The organism is Rhodococcus sp. IEGM 1372, from assembly GCF_030056835.1.
In the GTDB taxonomy this organism is placed as follows: domain Bacteria; phylum Actinomycetota; class Actinomycetes; order Mycobacteriales; family Mycobacteriaceae; genus Rhodococcoides.
On record NZ_JASHKS010000001.1, the window covers coordinates 377,787 to 394,390 of the forward strand.

18 protein-coding genes are annotated in these 16,604 nt (G+C 63.9%); 7 read left to right on the forward strand and 11 right to left on the reverse strand.

Annotated features, from left to right (window positions below; genetic code table 11):
• Nucleotides 1–63: 63 nt before the first annotated feature.
• Nucleotides 64–1,017 carry a diacylglycerol/lipid kinase family protein gene (locus tag QM590_RS01805; RefSeq protein WP_068045641.1) on the forward strand — a complete coding sequence of 318 codons (954 nt, stop codon included), beginning with the start codon at nucleotides 64–66 and terminating at the stop codon, nucleotides 1,015–1,017.
• 265 nt (nucleotides 1,018–1,282) lie between these two features.
• Nucleotides 1,283–1,537: a WhiB family transcriptional regulator gene (locus QM590_RS01810; protein WP_032366305.1), complete on the forward strand. Its 255-nt coding sequence runs from the start codon at nucleotides 1,283–1,285 to the stop codon at nucleotides 1,535–1,537.
• A gap of 130 nt (nucleotides 1,538–1,667) precedes the next feature.
• On the opposite strand, the gene QM590_RS01815 is transcribed toward QM590_RS01810, so the two are convergent.
• A complete protein-coding gene (locus QM590_RS01815) occupies nucleotides 1,668–3,146 on the reverse strand; it encodes a sensor histidine kinase (protein WP_068045643.1) in 1,479 nt (492 codons plus the stop codon).
• A gap of 21 nt (nucleotides 3,147–3,167) precedes the next feature.
• The gene (locus QM590_RS01820; RefSeq protein WP_008717734.1) at nucleotides 3,168–3,383 is read right to left on the reverse strand and encodes a biotin/lipoyl-binding carrier protein; all 216 of its coding nucleotides are present in this window, start codon (nucleotides 3,381–3,383) and stop codon (nucleotides 3,168–3,170) included.
• 119 nt (nucleotides 3,384–3,502) lie between these two features.
• On the opposite strand from QM590_RS01820, the gene QM590_RS25910 reads away from it, so the two are divergent.
• A complete protein-coding gene (locus QM590_RS25910) occupies nucleotides 3,503–3,577 on the forward strand; it encodes a 50S ribosomal protein bL37 (RefSeq protein ID WP_370878772.1) in 75 nt (24 codons plus the stop codon).
• 76 nt (nucleotides 3,578–3,653) lie between these two features.
• On the opposite strand, the gene rsrA is transcribed toward QM590_RS25910, so the two are convergent.
• On the reverse strand, nucleotides 3,654–3,962 hold the full coding sequence (gene rsrA, locus QM590_RS01825) for a mycothiol system anti-sigma-R factor (protein ID WP_262498294.1): 309 nt from the start codon (nucleotides 3,960–3,962) through the stop codon (nucleotides 3,654–3,656).
• A complete protein-coding gene (locus QM590_RS01830; RefSeq protein ID WP_094642309.1) occupies nucleotides 3,959–4,741 on the reverse strand; it encodes a sigma-70 family RNA polymerase sigma factor in 783 nt (260 codons plus the stop codon). Before QM590_RS01830 ends, rsrA begins: the two co-directional genes overlap by 4 nt.
• 90 nt (nucleotides 4,742–4,831) lie before the next feature.
• Here QM590_RS01830 and ybaK point away from each other — a divergent pair, with 90 nt between their 5' ends.
• The 3 genes from ybaK to rsgA are packed head-to-tail and all read left to right on the forward strand — an operon-like array spanning nucleotide 4,832 to nucleotide 7,632.
• Complete coding sequence (gene ybaK / locus QM590_RS01835) at nucleotides 4,832–5,323, forward strand: Cys-tRNA(Pro) deacylase (protein WP_269593521.1); 492 nt, start codon at nucleotides 4,832–4,834, stop codon at nucleotides 5,321–5,323.
• Nucleotides 5,324–5,329: 6 nt separating this feature from the next.
• Nucleotides 5,330–6,646 (forward strand): 3-phosphoshikimate 1-carboxyvinyltransferase, encoded by a 1,317-nt coding sequence (gene aroA / locus QM590_RS01840; RefSeq protein WP_269593520.1) that lies wholly within the window; start codon nucleotides 5,330–5,332, stop codon nucleotides 6,644–6,646.
• A complete protein-coding gene (rsgA, locus tag QM590_RS01845; protein ID WP_269593519.1) occupies nucleotides 6,598–7,632 on the forward strand; it encodes a ribosome small subunit-dependent GTPase A in 1,035 nt (344 codons plus the stop codon). The genes aroA and rsgA overlap by 49 nt, the downstream gene beginning before the upstream one ends.
• On the opposite strand, the gene QM590_RS01850 is transcribed toward rsgA, so the two are convergent.
• Both QM590_RS01850 and QM590_RS01855 read right to left on the reverse strand, forming a co-directional pair.
• Complete coding sequence (locus tag QM590_RS01850) at nucleotides 7,556–8,710, reverse strand: Brp/Blh family beta-carotene 15,15'-dioxygenase (RefSeq protein WP_269593517.1); 1,155 nt, start codon at nucleotides 8,708–8,710, stop codon at nucleotides 7,556–7,558. The two genes, rsgA and QM590_RS01850, sit on opposite strands and share 77 nt — an antisense overlap.
• A gap of 9 nt (nucleotides 8,711–8,719) precedes the next feature.
• Nucleotides 8,720–9,514, reverse strand: coding sequence for a bacteriorhodopsin-like (locus QM590_RS01855; protein ID WP_223145633.1), 795 nt, complete (start codon nucleotides 9,512–9,514; stop codon nucleotides 8,720–8,722).
• Nucleotides 9,515–9,721: 207 nt separating this feature from the next.
• Here QM590_RS01855 and QM590_RS01860 point away from each other — a divergent pair, with 207 nt between their 5' ends.
• Nucleotides 9,722–10,291: a TetR/AcrR family transcriptional regulator gene (locus QM590_RS01860; RefSeq protein WP_269593516.1), complete on the forward strand. Its 570-nt coding sequence runs from the start codon at nucleotides 9,722–9,724 to the stop codon at nucleotides 10,289–10,291.
• 236 nt (nucleotides 10,292–10,527) lie between these two features.
• On the opposite strand, the gene QM590_RS01865 is transcribed toward QM590_RS01860, so the two are convergent.
• The 5 genes from QM590_RS01865 to QM590_RS01885 form a co-directional block, all read right to left on the reverse strand.
• Entirely contained in the window at nucleotides 10,528–11,778 is a 1,251-nt protein-coding gene (locus QM590_RS01865; RefSeq protein ID WP_269593515.1) for a fatty acid desaturase family protein, read from the reverse strand.
• A 123-nt stretch (nucleotides 11,779–11,901) separates the two neighbouring features.
• Nucleotides 11,902–13,203 (reverse strand): fatty acid desaturase family protein, encoded by a 1,302-nt coding sequence (locus tag QM590_RS01870; RefSeq protein ID WP_149405456.1) that lies wholly within the window; start codon nucleotides 13,201–13,203, stop codon nucleotides 11,902–11,904.
• A 108-nt stretch (nucleotides 13,204–13,311) separates the two neighbouring features.
• Complete coding sequence (locus tag QM590_RS01875; protein WP_094642485.1) at nucleotides 13,312–14,427, reverse strand: ferredoxin reductase; 1,116 nt, start codon at nucleotides 14,425–14,427, stop codon at nucleotides 13,312–13,314.
• Between the two features lie 124 nt (nucleotides 14,428–14,551).
• Nucleotides 14,552–15,076, reverse strand: coding sequence for a DUF6912 family protein (locus QM590_RS01880; protein WP_068045663.1), 525 nt, complete (start codon nucleotides 15,074–15,076; stop codon nucleotides 14,552–14,554).
• An 11-nt stretch (nucleotides 15,077–15,087) separates the two neighbouring features.
• Nucleotides 15,088–16,533 carry a WS/DGAT/MGAT family O-acyltransferase gene (locus QM590_RS01885; protein WP_269593514.1) on the reverse strand — a complete coding sequence of 482 codons (1,446 nt, stop codon included), beginning with the start codon at nucleotides 16,531–16,533 and terminating at the stop codon, nucleotides 15,088–15,090.
• Between the last annotated feature and the right edge of the window lie 71 nt (nucleotides 16,534–16,604).

The following is a 16,604-nucleotide window of genomic DNA, read 5'->3' on the forward strand; positions in this document are numbered from 1 at the left end:
CTGCGGAACGACCCAGGTGACCGGAGTGGAGCGTGCGGAACGACCCGGTTAGTGTCATTGCTCGTGCGTGCGCTGCTGATCGTCAATCCCAATGCGACTTCTACGACTGCTGCGGCTCGGGATCTGTTGGCTCATGCGTTGTCGAGCCGGGTGCGGGTGACGGTTGCGCAGACGACTCATCGTGATCATGCGTCGGAGCTGGCTCGGGGTGCCCGTGAGGACGGGATGGGTTTGGTGATCGTTCACGGTGGCGACGGGACGGTCAACGAGGTGATCAACGGTTTGCTCGGGGTGCCGTTGCCGACGTCGATGCAGGCGGTGACGATCGGTGCGATTCCGCCGATCGCGGTCGTTCCTGGCGGTAGTGCGAATGTGTTCGCTCGTTCGTTGGGTATCGAGGCGGATCCGGTGGCGGCGACGAATCAGTTGATCGGGCTGCTCGATGCACGGGCGCGGCGGACGATCGGGTTGGGGCACTGCGACAATCGCTGGTTCACCTTCAACGCGGGTATGGGTCTGGATGCCGATGTGTGTCGGGCGATCGATGCCGGTCGTAAGGACGGCAAGCCGGTGTCTGCGACGCGGTATCTGCGGTCGGCTGTGCAGGAGTTCTTCAAGCACAAGCGGCAGCCGGCTCGGTTGACGGTTGAGGTTCCGGGTCGGGATCCGTTCGAGGGAGTCCACTATGCGTTCGTGTCGAATTCGAGTCCGTGGACTTATTTGAACCAGAGGCCGGTGCACACCAATCCGGGTACCGGTTTCGATTCGGGTCTCGGAGTGTTCGGCATGCGCTCGACTGCGCTGTTCCCGACGTTGCGGGTCTCTCGCCAGCTGCTTGCCAAAGGTGCAGAACCGAAGTCTCGCAAGCTGATTCGCATCGACGATGTACCGAGCGTTCGAATTTCCTCGGCAGAACCGGTCGGTTTGCAGATGGACGGCGACTACCTGGGCGAACGCACCGAGGCCGAGTTCTTCTCCACTCCCGACGCGCTGCAGGTGGTTGCGCCGAGCATGTGAGGGGCCGCATGTGCCGAGCCCCACTGAGGCACAGAGCGCACTTTCTGTGAAATCACGAGCGAAATCTGTTCACTCGGGGTACAAAGGAGCGCAGAAGGCTAAAGCGAGCCTAACAGAGTGAGCTTGACCACGGTCACGCGCGTACCCCTTGACTTCACCTGAGTTCGTGAAAGCATTCACAAGCAACAGTGCGGAAACATTGGTTACCCACTCGTGAACAGAAGAGAAACGAAACGGCGCTTCGGCGCCCGGTAAGGAGCAGAGGATGGACTGGCGCCACAAGGCAATTTGTCGCGATGAAGATCCGGAACTATTTTTCCCGGTGGGAAACAGTGGTCCGGCGCTCGCGCAGATCGCCGATGCCAAAGTCGTCTGTACTCGGTGCCCCGTCACCGCTGAATGCCTGTCCTGGGCACTCGAATCCGGCCAGGACGCAGGAGTATGGGGCGCAATGAGTGAAGACGAGCGCCGTGCACTCAAGCGACGCAACGCACGTACGCGCGCACGCAGCTCCGTCTAGGACGCGAAACCAGCACACGCTCGAGGCCCGGTATCCGCTGTAGCGGATACCGGGCTTTCTGCGTTCTACGGGCCTCCAGGATCCCTCTGGCGGTCGAAGAGCCCGTTACGCACTGTTCACCGAACGTGCATCAGGGCCTGGGCACACGCCGTCCCAGAGGAACCCTCAGCATCGCGTCGGTTCCCCCACCCGCCGCGGGATGCAGACCCAGCGATCCGTTCAGCTCCACCGAGACCAGAGTGCGCACGATCTGCAGCCCGAGGCCGTCCGAGCGTTCCAGCGAGAACCCGGTGGGCAAACCGCGCCCGTCGTCGTGGATGACAACATCCAGCCATTTCGCGGATCGGTCGGCTCCGATTCGGACGACACCGGCCGACCCGGCGTCGAATCCATGCTCCATCGCGTTCTGCACCAGCTCTGTGAGCACCATCACCAAGGGCGTCGCGCGTTCGGCCGAGAAGACTCCGAGTTTGCCCTCGCGCACCACTCGCACCCTCGGATTGACCGTGGCGATGTCCAGCATGATCGGCACCAATCGATCGACGATCTCGTCGAGGTCCACTTCCTCGTCCACCGACATCGACAGCATTTCGTGCACGAGTGCAATGGACGTGACTCGGCGGACCGACTCGGACAACGCCGTGCGCGCTTCCTCGTTCTCGAGTCGGCGCGACTGAAGTCGGAGCAGCGCCGCCACCGTCTGCAAGTTGTTCTTCACCCGATGGTGGATCTCCCGAATGGTCGCGTCCTTGCTGAGCAGAGCACGATCGCGGCGCTTGACCTCGGTGACGTCGCGGATCAACACGGCCGCCCCGGCAGACCTTCCGCGCGGCTGCAGGGCCAGCGTGCGCACGAGAACGGTGGCACCGCGGGCATCGACCTCCATCCGGTGTCCCACGTTGCCGTTGAGCGACGACCTGATGTGATCGGCCACTTCCTGCGAGTCGAAAGGGTCGGTGACCAGCGACCGCGTGACCGACGCCAGATCCCGGCCGGACAGCTCGGTCGTCAATCCCATCCGGTGGTACGCCGAGAGGGCGTTGGGACTGGCGTAGTCCACCAGCCCCTCGGTGTCAACGCGAATGAATCCGTCGCCTGCACGGGGGGACGAGTTCACATCGGTGCGCTCTTCGGGGGTGGGAAACGTGCCTTCGCTGATCATCAGACACAGGTCGTCGGCGCATTCTCGATACGCCACCTCGAGGGCACTCGGCGGTCGAAGCTGCGCGGGATTGGTATCGCGGGTCAGCACCGCGATGACGTGCTCTCCGCAACGCACCGGAATGCTCTCGGTTCGCGTCACCACGCCTCCGTGCACGATCTTCCGCTGCTGCAGCGCGACCATCACATCGGGGTGCTCGGATTCGGAGATCGTCGTTCCCACGATGTCGTGAGTGAAGACCGTGGGCGCGGTCGTCGGCCGGCACTGAGCCACACACAGTACGTCGGCAGTCCCACTGGACACGTCGTCCGTGCCGACCCACAGCAGCACATCGGCGAACGACAGGTCGGCCAGCAGCTGCCACTCGCCTACGACGCGTTGGAGATGGTCCACCGCAACACCGGGGAGGTCGGTGTGCTCGGCCAGAAGGTCACTGAGGGTCGACACGAGATCTCACGTGATCGTTGCTCAGGACACGACGGCGATGAGGTCGCCCTGCTGAATGACGTCGCCCACCGCGACGTCCACCGACGTGACCGTCCCTGCGGTCTCGGCCAGCACAGGAATTTCCATCTTCATCGATTCCAGGATCACGAGGGTGTCACCGACCTCGACGGCATCGCCTCGGGCCACGACCACCTGAAACACAGTGGACACCATTTCCGCGCGAACGTCCTCGGACATCGGCGAACCCCTCTCTCACGTCACCACGAACTGCGCTGGACACCCATATGAGACCAGGCCCGTCACAGTAAGCCAATCACACGTGGGAGACTGTAGTGAACAAACGAGAGGAGCCCATCATGGGAAAGCGTGGACGTAAGAAGCGTGCTCGTAAGGGCAACAAGGCCAACCACGGCAAACGTCCCAACAGCTGACGGTTTGCCACAAGCCGCGAGGGGCCGAGAAGCGACTGCTTCTCGGCCCCTCGTCGTTCGTGGGTAGGAGCTGCGACTACTCGGAGTCCGTCTGGCGGATCAGCACGGTTCGTCGAATTTCGACGCTGAGTCGTTCGCGCAACCCGGCCGGTGCCTGGTCTCCCCCGCACTTGCGTGAGATGAGCCGCTTGACCTTCTCTTCGATTCCGTAGGCCTCGAAGCACGATCCGCATTCGTCGATGTGCTTCTGCAGGCGGGATCGGCTCGCTTCGTCGCATTCGTTGTCGAGCATCACCCACACGTCCGCGATCACCGCCGAGCAGTCGAGGCGCTCGAACTGTGCGTCGCCGTCGTTCCCGCTATCGATCTTTCCGGTGCCCGTCACTGGACTACCTCCTGCTCGTGCCGGTCGACTGCGCCGTCCCGGTTGAAACCACGCTCGCGTGCAACCCCTGCCAGCAGGCCCCGCAGCTGCTTGCGTCCGCGGTGCAGACGCGACATCACCGTGCCGATGGGAGTGCCCATGATCTCGGCGATCTCCTTGTACGGGAACCCCTCGACGTCGGCGTAGTACACAGCCATCCGAAATTCTTCGGGAAGAGACTGCAGCGCCGCCTTGATGTCGTCGTCCGGCAACGCGTCCAGAGCCTCGACCTCGGCGGAACGCAGCCCCGTCGACGTGTGTTCGGCGGTGGCGGCGAGCTGCCAGTCACTGATCTCGTCGGTCGGGTACTGAGCGGGCTGACGCTGCTTCTTGCGGTAGGAGTTGATGTAGGTGTTGGTGAGAATTCGGTACAGCCACGCCTTGAGGTTCGTGCCCTCACGGAACGACCGGAAAGCCGAGTAGGCCTTCACGAACGTCTCCTGAACCAGATCCTCGGCGTCGGCGGGGTTGCGCGTCATACGCAGAGCTGCGCCGTAGAGCTGATCGAGCATCGGCAGCGCGTCGCGCTCGAAGCGCTCGGTCAACTGCGCCTCGGTCTCGGCAGCTCTGCGCTCCGCGATCGCCTTCTCATCGTCCACGTCAGCGACGGGATTGCTGGCTTCTGTCACGCTGATCCCTTCGATAGCTTCCACCGCCCAGGCTACCGCGCCCGAAGTCGACTTCTGCGAAGAGATCACCCCCTTCAGCGCGAGGGGACGTCCCGCGGTCAGCACTGCCATTCGTCATTCCTTCCACCTGCATTCGTATCTGTTGTTGCACAACACGGCGTCGTGCCGCCGTGTTCCCGCCCGATCGCTAGAGTCCCGTGAATGGCTGCGTCCACACCTGCTCTCGCGCTGCTCACCGCACGAAAGGTGGCGCACACCGTGCATTCCTACGACCACGACGCACGGGTGCAGTCCTACGGCGAGGAGGCGGCACAGATACTCGTCGAACGACTCGGCGTTCGGCCCGAACAGGTCTTCAAGACTCTCGTCGTCGAACGAGCGGATCGCTCGCTGGCGGTGGCGATCGTCCCGGTGACGACGACGCTCTCGCTCAAGGCCGCCGCCGCCGCGCTGTCCACCAGAAAGATCACGATGGCCGACAGGACTGCCGCCGAGCGCTCCTCCGGGTACGTCTTCGGCGGTATCTCACCTCTCGGCCAACGCAAATCTTTGCCCACCGCGATCGACGTTTCGGCCCTCGGTTTCGAGACGATTCTGTGCAGTGGAGGTCGGCGCGGACTCGAGATCGAACTCGCACCGGCCGATCTCGTCCGGCTCACAGCCGCTACATCCGCGCCCATCGCCGCGCGCTGATCCCGAATGAGAGAAGATGGACGGGTGAGCAATTGGACAGCCCCCGCCGCCGTCGCACCCGTCGACGCGACAGTCACTCTGCCCGGATCGAAGTCGATCACCAATCGCGCACTGATCATCGCCTCGCTCGCCACCGGCTCGTCGACGATCACCGGTGCCCTGCGCAGCCGTGACACCGATCTCATGATCGACGCCCTGACAACCTTGGGCATCGATATCGAGGCTGCGGAGGACGACAGGACGTCGTTGCGGGTGACTCCGGCACCGCTGCGCGGAGGAGCCGTCGACTGCGGGCTGGCAGGTACCGTCATGCGCTTCGTGCCACCCCTGGCTGCGCTCGCCGCAGGCGAAGTGTCGTTCGACGGCGACGAGCAGGCACGTATCCGACCGCTCGACACGATCCTCGACGCTCTGCGCGCGGTGGGGGCCGAGATCGACGGCAGCGCGCTGCCGTTCACGATGCGTGGCACCGGTTCGCTGCGCGGCGGATCGGTCGAGATCGACGCCTCGGGCTCTTCGCAGTTCGTCTCCGGTCTGATGCTCTCCGCTGCGGCCTTCGACGAGGGAATCGAAATCCACCACATCGGCAAGCCCGTTCCGTCGATGCCGCACATCGACATGACCGTGGAGATGTTGCGGCGTGCGGGCGTCCGAGTCGATACCCCCGAGTCCGGTGGTGACGCGAACACCTGGCGGGTGCACCCAGGCCCGGTCGCGCCGATCGACTGGACCATCGAGCCGGACCTGTCCAACGCCACCCCCTTCCTCGCTGCAGCGGTGGTGACGAAAGGCAGAGTGCGCGTGCCGAATTGGCCCGAATCGACCGCTCAGCCCGGCGACGCATTCCGCGAGATACTCACCCTGATGGGCGCTCGAGTCGACCTGACCGCAGGCATCCTGACCGTCGAGGGCCCGAATACGTTGCGCGGCATCGATTTCGATCTCCACGATATCGGCGAACTGACCCCAACGGTCGCGGCGCTCGCCGCACTGGCCGAGGGGCCGTCGATTCTGCGTGGCATCGCCCATCTGCGTGGCCACGAGACCGACCGACTCGCTGCACTGACAACCGAGATCGTCCGACTCGGCGGACGCGCCGTCGAGACCGACGACGGCATCCGAATCGATCCGGCACCGCTGCACGCGGGCGTCTGGCACTCCTACGCCGACCACCGCATGGCGACCGCAGGCGCGATCGTCGGCTTGCGGGTACCCGGGGTCGAGGTGGACGACATCGGCACCACTGCCAAGACGCTCCCCGGCTTCGAAACGCTGTGGGACGCAATGCTGTCCGCATCGACACCGAGCGGGGTCGGCTCCTGACCGCGCGCCGGTACGACGAGTCCGACGTTCGGATCCGACCGGGTAAGAGTTCGCGACCACGGACCAAGACTCGACCCGAACACAACGACGCAGAAGCAGGCATGGTCGTGTCCGTCGACCGCGGCCGATGGGGATGCGTGCTCGACGGTGATCCGGCACGGCCGGTCGTGACGATGCGCGCCCGCGAGCTGGGCCGAACTCCGATCGTGGTGGGAGACGAGGTCGGTATCGTCGGAGATCTGTCGGGCAAGGTCGACACTCTGGCTCGCATCGTGCGCGTGGCCGAGCGGCGGACGGTGTTGCGTCGCACCGCGGACGACACCGACCCGTTCGAGCGCGTCGTGGTGGCCAATGCCGACCGGCTGCTCATCGTCGCCGCGCTCGCCGATCCACCTCCTCGCACCGGCTTCGTCGAACGAGCACTCGTGGCGGCGTACGTCGGCGGACTCGAACCCGTTCTGTGCCTGACCAAGAGCGATCTGGCCGACCCCGAAGAATTCACCGCCGCCTTTGCCGATCTCGACGTACCGGTGGTGCTGGCGGGCCAGTCCGAGGACCTCACGGAGCTGACCTCGATGCTGACGAACTCGGTGACCGCGCTCATCGGACACTCGGGCGTCGGAAAGTCCACGCTCGTCAACCGGCTGGTGCCCGACGCCTATCGCGCCACGGGGGTGGTTTCGGGCGTCGGCAAGGGCCGCCACACCTCGACGCAGTCGGTGGCGCTACCGCTTCCCGGCGGCGGCTGGGTGGTGGACACTCCCGGGATCCGGTCGTTCGGACTGGCGCACATCTCCCCCGAGAACGTCGTCGCAGCGTTCTCCGACCTGGCCGACACGATCGAGAATTGCCCCCGAGGATGCACGCACCTCGGCCCGCCCGCCGATCCCGAGTGCGCGCTCGACACTCTCACCGGCGATGCTGCTCGACGTGTCGCCGCCGTGCGTCTGCTCCTCGAAGCCGTTCGAACGAACGACGCTTGGTAGCTATGGACAGGTAGGGATTCGGCAGCGGTCGAAGTCTGCGTCGGGACTCGGATGGTGACGGTGCGGCAGCCGGTCGTGCGCCGGGCCCGTGCACCTGCCGAGAGGGCACCAAATCGAGCCACCAGACCACCACCATGTGCGGCACGGTGAGCGCGAGCAGGAGGCGAAGCACCTCGGCCACCATCGTCGTCGGATTCGGTGACGCAACGGTGAACCAGCCGAGGGCGAGCACCGCTGTCAACGCCGCCAGCGACGGCACTGCGGAAAGCCGAACCAGCCGCCAGGTCGCCGCGCGCCCCCGACCATCGCCGAGGAGTGCGGCGCAGCCGGGCTCGACCGTCAACAATCGCGCGGTGTGGCGCAGCGCGTGCCAGCAGCCGAACCAGACCGCAAAGGCCACCAACGGTGGTGCCGCCATCCCGAGGGCACCGATGAGTACGACATCGAGCGCCACGGTTCGATGCCCCGACCGCAGGGCGGCGGCCACTGCGACGGACGCCGCAACGCACCACGTCGACACCAGTGCTATCTGAACCGGCGCAAGTGAAATGAGGACGGCCAACTCCGGCGAAACAGCTGTCGCCACTCGAAGGAGCTGATCGCCCGAACGCGCCAACGGCAACACCAGAGCACCGGAGCCCGCTACGACGATCGCAGCAGCCGGAATCCGTCGTGGCAGCCACCCGGTCAGCAACCGGGAGACCTCGAGTTCCCCCATTCCGAAATGCACCGCGCTCAGCAGCACGGCCGCGACCAAGGCGATCGGACCGACCCACTCCAGCAGTGCCCATGCTGCGGCAGCCGCGCCCGCATAGACCGCGGCTACCGCCAGTAGCGGTGTACCCCCGGACAATCGCTTTGCCATCAGATGGTCGATCGCCCCGTGCGGGATCCCTGCGAGGAAAGCCACGCCCGCGACAACCAACGCCACCGGCGCGGTGATGGCGGGCAGCCCGATCAGTTGGCCGCTCGACATCACCACCGTCCCCACCACCAACCACCGCGACCATGTCGCAGCAGTCAGCAGTGGGGCGGAGGTGCTTGTCGTCGAGTCGCCCGATTGTTCAGTGAGACTCACGATCGTGCGCTACGAGCCGTTCTTCCCGGCCGACGCGGGCCGAACTTCGAGCTCATTTTCCCGCGCCGCAAAATCGGGGTCATCGGCGAAGGACTTCAGGCGAGCGATCTTGTAGATCAACAGGCCGTACAGCACCTTGGCGAGGATGTCGGCGATCGAGTATCCAGCCTGCTTCGCAACCCATGCCGTGGCTCCGGTGTCCGAGAAGTACAGCGGAATGATGTACGCGATCGGGTATACACCCCAGGTGGCCAGCAGAAGAATCCTCATCCGACTGACGGTTTGCCGCACTGCCGGGGGCTGCCGGTCGAGCGAACGCGTCAGCTCTACGAAGAGCACGTAGAGGATGTACAGGAACGGGATGGTGGACAGCAATCCGAAGACGTTTCGAATGGTGTTGTCAGCACTGATCTCCCCCGGGTAACCCAGTGCGATCATCAGAGCAGACGCCGGAATCAATCGGTAGAGCAACGAAGCCTGCAGCTTCTTGGCAAGTGCCAGAACGACGATGAGCTCGGTCAGTAGCAGCGGGACCGTGAGCAACCAGTCGACGTAGCGATACCCCTCGTTGAAGGACTCGCCCACCGCCTGAACGTACGTTCCGCGCCCACCCTGGGCGTCGGTGACGAACGCGGACTTGAAGGATTCGAAGATGCGGAAGTAGTGGTACGCAGCAATGCCACACACGATCGCAGAGATAACCAGGGCCTGGCGATACCGCGCAAGCACCCGCGGCTGAGCTGCTAGCAGAAACAGCGAACCGAACAGCTGCGCGGCGATGACCAGGGACAAAAAGTTGTACACCGTGTCGAACTGTGACTGAGTTAGTTCCTCGGGAATCATCTCTCACCTCTGAGCGCGTGATACTTACCGGACGAACTAACCGTACTGTACTGAACTATTAGTTCACTAGTGATTGATCGATCCAGAACTGGTCTTTCTGTACATCAGCTATTTTGGACGCTGCGGCGTATAGTCAGCCGCTTCACACGTGAGGCGAGGTGAACACACATGACATCCGTACAGAAGCTCGAGCAGCTCACGGTGCCCGCCGAACCGCGGGTGGCCCGTACCCGAGCGGACGTCGCGCGTAGCGCTTTGGCGGTTCTCACCCAAGAGGGTTCGGACGCGTTGACCCACGCCCGAGTAGCCGAGATCGCCGGGTACTCCAAGACGACCCTGTACTCACATTGGCCTTCCAAAATCGACCTCGTGCTCGTCGCGCTCGATGCCCTGGGAGACATGCCTCACCACGAGGCCACCGGCGACCTGCGGAGCGACTTGATCGCCGAATTGAAGTTGTTCCGCCACGCAGTGATCGAGCTGCGGCTCGATCGCGTGCTCATCGCCATGGCCCAGTGGGCGAGCGTCGAAACCGTGGGTCGACTGCGGGACGCCATCAACACCAATGCGCAGCGTCCGGTCCGGCAGGTGCTCGAAAAGTCCTTCCAAGGACCACGATTGGAAGCGGCCATCTCCATGCTCGCCGGCGTGGTCGCCTGCCCGTCGCTGATGTTCGACACCGTCCCGAGCGACGACGTCATCGAGGCGGCCGTGGACATGATCGTCCGCAGCGACTGACGGGCCTCCGCGCCGAAAGCCCGCGATGAGACGCAGGTCGACAACCACACCTTGCCGGCGATGATGTCATCGCTTCGATTCACCAGAGGGGCAGGCTGACCCGACAGAACGGGCAACGCCCCCGGAGGGTGTCGTTTCGGTCCGCCTACTGTTCGAGGCCATTCGAACGACCGAAGCCTGGTAGCAACCACCCGCTTCGGGGTCGGTTGCCACCAGGCTCCACTTCGGTGCAGGACTTACGCGGCTTTGCCGACCAGCCTGCGAATTCCCTTGCGCTTCTTCGTTTCTGCGATGGCGGTGCGCAAACCACTACGCTTGCCGGTTTCGGGATCGACGGTGAACAGGCCCGCCGGCGCGTCGGCCCACTTACGCTCGGACGCAGTCTCGGGGGCGTCGTCGCTGGTCGCCCTCAGGTACTTGTTCGGCAGCGACAGCTTCGCGATGGTTCTCCAGGACAGGAAGTACTGGTGAACGATCGAACCGGTCGTGTACGGCAGGTCGTACTTCTCCGCCAGTTCGAGCACCCGAACCTTGATCTCCCGCAGGCGGTTGCTGGGGAGGTCCGGGAACAGGTGGTGCTCGATCTGGTAGCAGAGGTTGCCGCTCATGAACTCCATGACGGGACCGGCATTGAAGTTCGCGCTGCCGAGCATCTGACGCAGGTACCACTGCCCCTGCGTCTCACCCTCCATGTCGGACTTGGTGAACTTCTCCGCACCGTCCGGGAAGTGGCCACAGAAGATGACGGTGTTGGTCCACACGTTGCGGATCATGTTGGCGACGATGTTCGCCGTCAACGTGCTCTTCCAGGCAGGTCCGGTCAGCAACGGGTGCAGGATGTAGTCCTTGCCGATCTGCTTGCCGACCTTCTCGAGAACCTCGCGCCGCTTCTGCTCGAATTCCTCGCGCGGCACTCGACCCTTGGCTACCTTGCCCAATTCGAGGTGCTGGAGCGCCACTCCGTACTCGAAGAACAACTGCAGCAGCAGGTTGTAGACGGGGTTGCCGATGTTGAAGGGCTTCCACCGCTGATCACGGGTGACGCGGAGCAGACCGTAGCCGACGTCGTCGTCCATGCCGAGCACGTTGGTGTACTTGTGGTGGATGTAGTTGTGCGTCTGCTTCCAGTGAGCCGACGGGCCCGTGTTGTCCCACTCCCACGACGTGGAGTGGATCTCAGGGTCGTTCATCCAGTCCCACTGGCCGTGCATGACGTTGTGGCCGAGCTCCATGTTCTCGATGATCTTCGCGACCCCGAGCATGGCGGTGCCGACCAGCCAAGCGGGACGCTTGCGGCTGGCGAAAAGCACGGCCCGGCCACCGATGTCGAGGGATCGCTGCAGGCGGATCGTGTTCTTGACGTACCGGGCGTCGCGTTCGCCGCGGGACGCTTCGATGTCACGTCGGATGGAGTCGAGCTCGTGGCCCAACGCCTCGATGTCGGCATCGGTCAGATGCGCGTATTCTTTGACGTCCGTAATCGCCATGGGATACAACCTCCTGGCAGTCGTGAACACACAGCTCGCGTAATCAGGCCATGTGCAATTCCGTCACCTACCGTATCGTAAGTTACGGTCCCGTAGGTTAGTGGCGGAAATCTGTGTGACGATTCACAACGGAACGCGGTCACCCGAGCGACGCAGGCTCTTGGCCTGACGCTTGGCTTCCTTCTTGGCGTTCCGCAAGCTCACGCGTGCCTCTTGCATTGCCGAACGCAGACCTCGACGCTGCCCGGTGAGCGGATCGATTCTGAGCGCGTGGACGGTAGGCGAATCGCCCTCCCGCCATCGTCGCTCGGACGACGTCTCGGGAGCGTTGTCGGACGTGGCGCGCAACCACGAGTCGGGCAGCGACAGCTTGTGGATGGTCCGCAGCGCCAGCAAGTACTGCTTGCCGAGCGATCCTGTGGTGTACGGCAGATCGTACTTCTCACACAGAGCGTGCACCTTCTCGGCGATCTCCGAGTACCTGTTGCTCGGCAGATCCGGGAACATGTGGTGCTCGATCTGGTAGCAGAGGTTGCCGCTCATGAAGGCCATGACCGGACCGGCCTCGAAATTGGCACTACCCAGCATCTGACGCAGGTACCACTCGGGGCGTGTCTCGGTCTCGAACTGCCCGATCGTGAACTTCTCGGCACCATCGGGGAAGTGACCGCAGAAGATCACCGCGTAGGCCCACAGATTACGGACCAGGTTGGCCGTGGCGTTGGCGGTCAACGTGGATTTCCACGCCGGGCCGGACAGTGCCGGGAACAGGACGAAATCCTTGCCGACCTGCTTGGCGATCTTGCGCGCGAAAGCGCGGCTCGCCGGAGACTTCAGCAGACCCTTCTGGTCCTCGCCGTCCAACTGCTTCTGAGCGTCGTAATCGTGCAGCGCGATGCCCCACTCGAAGGTGGTGGCCAGCACGATGTTGGCAAGCGGCTGAACGAGATTGATCGGCTTCCACGGCTCGTCACGAGTCATGCGCAGAATGCCGAAGCCGATGTCGTCGTCCATGCCGACGATATTGGTGTAGGTGTGGTGCGAGTAGTTGTGGGCTCGCTTCCACTGCTCGGACGGCCCGGTCTGGTCCCACTCCCACGAGGTGGAATGGATCTCCGGATCGTTCATCCAGTCCCATTGCCCGTGCATCACATTGTGACCGAGCTCCATGTTCTCGATGATCTTGGCGACACTGAGCATCGCTGTGCCGGCGATCCAAGCAGGCCGATACTTGCTGCCGAGCAGCACCGCGCGGCCGCCGAGCTCCAGCAACCTCTGCAGTCTGATGGTCCGACGGATGTATGCGGCATCGCGCTCGCCACGGCTGTCTTCGACGTCTCGACGAATCGAATCCAGTTCGCGACCGAACGCTTCCATGTCCGCTTCGCTGAGATGAGCGAACTCTTTGATGTCGGTGATGGCCACCGGGTCCTCCAACAGTTGAGTGCAGTGCCCGAAATATCGGGTTTCGACGTGGGCAACCTACGTAAGCGTAACCGAACAGTCTGAGAAGGCAGTGTGCGAGAAACAGACCTACAGTTCCAATGTGCAGTCGCCCGCAGCTGCGGAAATGCACGTCTGGACGCGGTCGCCCTCGCTGTGTTCCTTACCGGAACGCAGGTCTATGACATGCCCCGAAGTCAACGGCACCACACATGTCTGGCAGATACCCATCCGGCAGCCGAACGGCATCTGAACTCCGACGTTCTCGCCTGCTTCGAGCAGACTGGTCGCGCCGTCGACGGTGGTCTTCTTGTCCGACTTGGAGAACGTGACGGTGCCGCCGGCACCGGAGGTATCGGCGCGCGAGATCTCGAACCGCTCCAGATGAAGCCGGTCCTCGATTCCCTCTCGCTTCCAGGTCTTCTCGATCTCCTCGAGCAGTGCTGCCGGTCCACACGCCCAGGTGTCGCGCGTGCGCCAGTCGGGATAGAGCTCGTCGAGCGAGGCGAGTGCGAACTTGCCGTCCGATCGTGTCAGCTGCACATGCGAGGTGAAGTTCGGATGCGATTTCTCGAGCGCAGCGATCTCGGCCGCGAACATGACTTCGTCCTCGGTCGGTGCCGAGTGGATGTGCACGGTGTCGGGCATGTCACCGTGGCGATCCAAGGCCCGCAGCATCGAGATGATCGGGGTGATGCCGCTACCGGCCGTGACGAACAGGATCTTGTTCGGCGGCGGCACGGGCAGCGCGAAATTGCCCTTCGGGGCGGCCAGCCGAACGATGGTCCCCTGCGGCACACCGCCGACCAGATGCGAGGAGAGGAAGCCTTCCGGCATCGCCTTGACGGTGATGGAGATCAGCTTGTCTTCCCAGTTCGGCGGGGAGGTCAACGAGTACGACCGCCAGTGCCATCGCCCGCCGAGGTGCAACCCGATCCCGATGTACTGGCCGGGTCGGTAGTCGAAATTGAAGCCCCAACCCGGCTGAATCACCAGGGTCACCGCCGTGGCGGTCTCCTTCTCCACTCGCACAATGCGGCCGCGGAGTTCGCGTGCCGACCACAGAGGATTCGCGAGATGAAGGTAGTCGTCGGGCAACAAGGGGGTGGTGATGCGGGTGAAGGCACCACGCACCATGTTCAGTCTCGGACGCTTGGGGGCCGATACTCCGGCCGCCGGAGCCTCCAGCCACTTCTTCAGATCCATCGGGTGTTCCATCCCCTCGATCGAGATACTGAACCGCTTGCGGTCATCGAGGTTACGCTACCGTAGGTTCGGGTTCGGGAACACCTGTGTCGGTGTGAATCGTGTGCGAACGAACACGACGGAATCACAGCAGTTCGAGCAGAAACGACAACTCTTGCGGGGCGTACCACGCGAGCGTGTGATCCTCGGCATCTCCCAGCACGAACTCCGCATCCTCGTCTCCCATGTCCGCGGCATCGACCGCGGCGACGGCCTTGGCGACCGCCGATTCGGCACCTTCGAGATCGACGTGGACCGACGCGACCTGATCCATCCGCAACGGCTCTTTGAGGCGGACGACGGCGTCGTCCAGATCGGGACGCAGAGTGGGATCGTCGACATCGGCCGCGATCACCGCCCTCCGGTACACCACCCCTTCGGCGACTGTCCCCGTGTCGGTCTCGTCGTCGACTGCTGCGGCGATCAAACGCAGAGAGGCCCGGGCGGCCTCCCCCATCGCCACCTCGGAGAGCTCCTCGTCGTCGCCGGACGAATAGGCCTCACGCAGTGTCGGTGTCACCGCGAAGGCCGTGCGCGAGACCGGGCTGAACTCGCCCTCCGCCGACAGCACTTTCAAGAACTCCAGCGTCGCCGGAACGTAGACACGCATGACAGAAGACCTCACACTCTCGATTCGTTACTCGCGTCGACCAACTCTTCCAGCGCCTCGTGCAGAAGCGCCGTGACGACGTCCACATCGGGCATGGCACCTCGATCTGCATTGAGCCCGAAGAACACGTAGCCGTCGTAGGACGTCAGCCCGATGCTCATCGCCTGGTTCTCGAACAGCGGCGACACCGGATACATCTCGAGCATGCGCGCACCGCCCACGTACAGCGGGAACTGTGGTCCGGGGGCATTGGTGACGATCAGATTGAACACCCGCTGGGACAGCCGACTACCCGCTCGCGCGCCCATCGCGTGCAGGCTCGCAGGCGCGAATCCGGAGATGCGCATCAATGTCTGAGCGGTGACGCCGCGACTCTGCTTGGAGTGGGCCTCGGTGGCGTGCGCTATGTGCGAGAGCCGCACCACGGCATTGGATTCACCGACGGGCAGGTCGACGAGAAACGACGAGACCTCGCTGCGATCTTCCTCGGTCGCCTCGACCGGCCGATCGGCCGCATCTCCGAAACCGACCCGATCGGCCGAGACGTACACCGACATGGGCACCATGGCCCGCACCGTGGAGGACGCCGTGACGGGCTCGCCTCGAGAGAGCAACCAATTGCGCAGTGCCCCGGTGACGACAGCGAGCACCACGTCGTTGATCGAGCAGCCGAACCTGTTGTGCACTCTGCGGTAGTCGGCGAGCTCGGTCTTGGCCACCGCGAATCTACGGTTTCGCGAGATCGGGGCGTTCAGCGGACTCGACGGCGCGCTCTGGGTCGCGGTGCGCAGCACGGCCGCGACCTTCGCTGCGGCCCGCAGGGCTCCACCCGCGACACCGGCAGCGCCGTGGACCGCGCCGCGCAGTGCCTCGACGCTCTCCCCCGGACGAACCACCAAGTCGGTGAGAGCATCGATGACCAACGCCGAATCCTTGGGCTCGCGCGCGGGCATCCAGAGTTCCTCGGCCATCGGCGGCGGATTCTTGCTGGCATCGAGTATGACCTGACCGATGTCGAGCGCGTGTTCACCGTCGACCAGCGCCGAGTGAGACTTGGTGAAGACGGCGAAACGATTCTTCGACAACCCCTCGACCAGGTACATCTCCCACAGCGGACGGGTGCGATCGAGTGGGCGCGAGGTCAGCCGCGCGATCAGATCGTGCAGCTGATCGTCCGAACCCGGCTTGGGTAGTGCCGAACGGCGGATGTGGTAGGTGATGTCGAAATCCGCGTCGTCGACCCACACCGGCCTGGCCAGCCCGAAGGCGACCTCACGCACCTTCTGCCGGTACCGGGGAACCAATGCCAGGCGTTGCTCGACCAACGACAGCAGACGGTCGTAGCTGAATCCACTGCGCGGAGTCCGGAAGATGGCGAGCGACCCGAGGTGCATCGGGCTGCTACTGGCCTCGAGAAAATAGAACGACGCATCCTGCGCTGTCAGCCTGGTCGCCATCGCGTGTTACAGTCCCCGTCCTCGCGTGAAGTACGCGCCGATTCCTGTGGCCGAGCGCGCAGTGAGCTCGA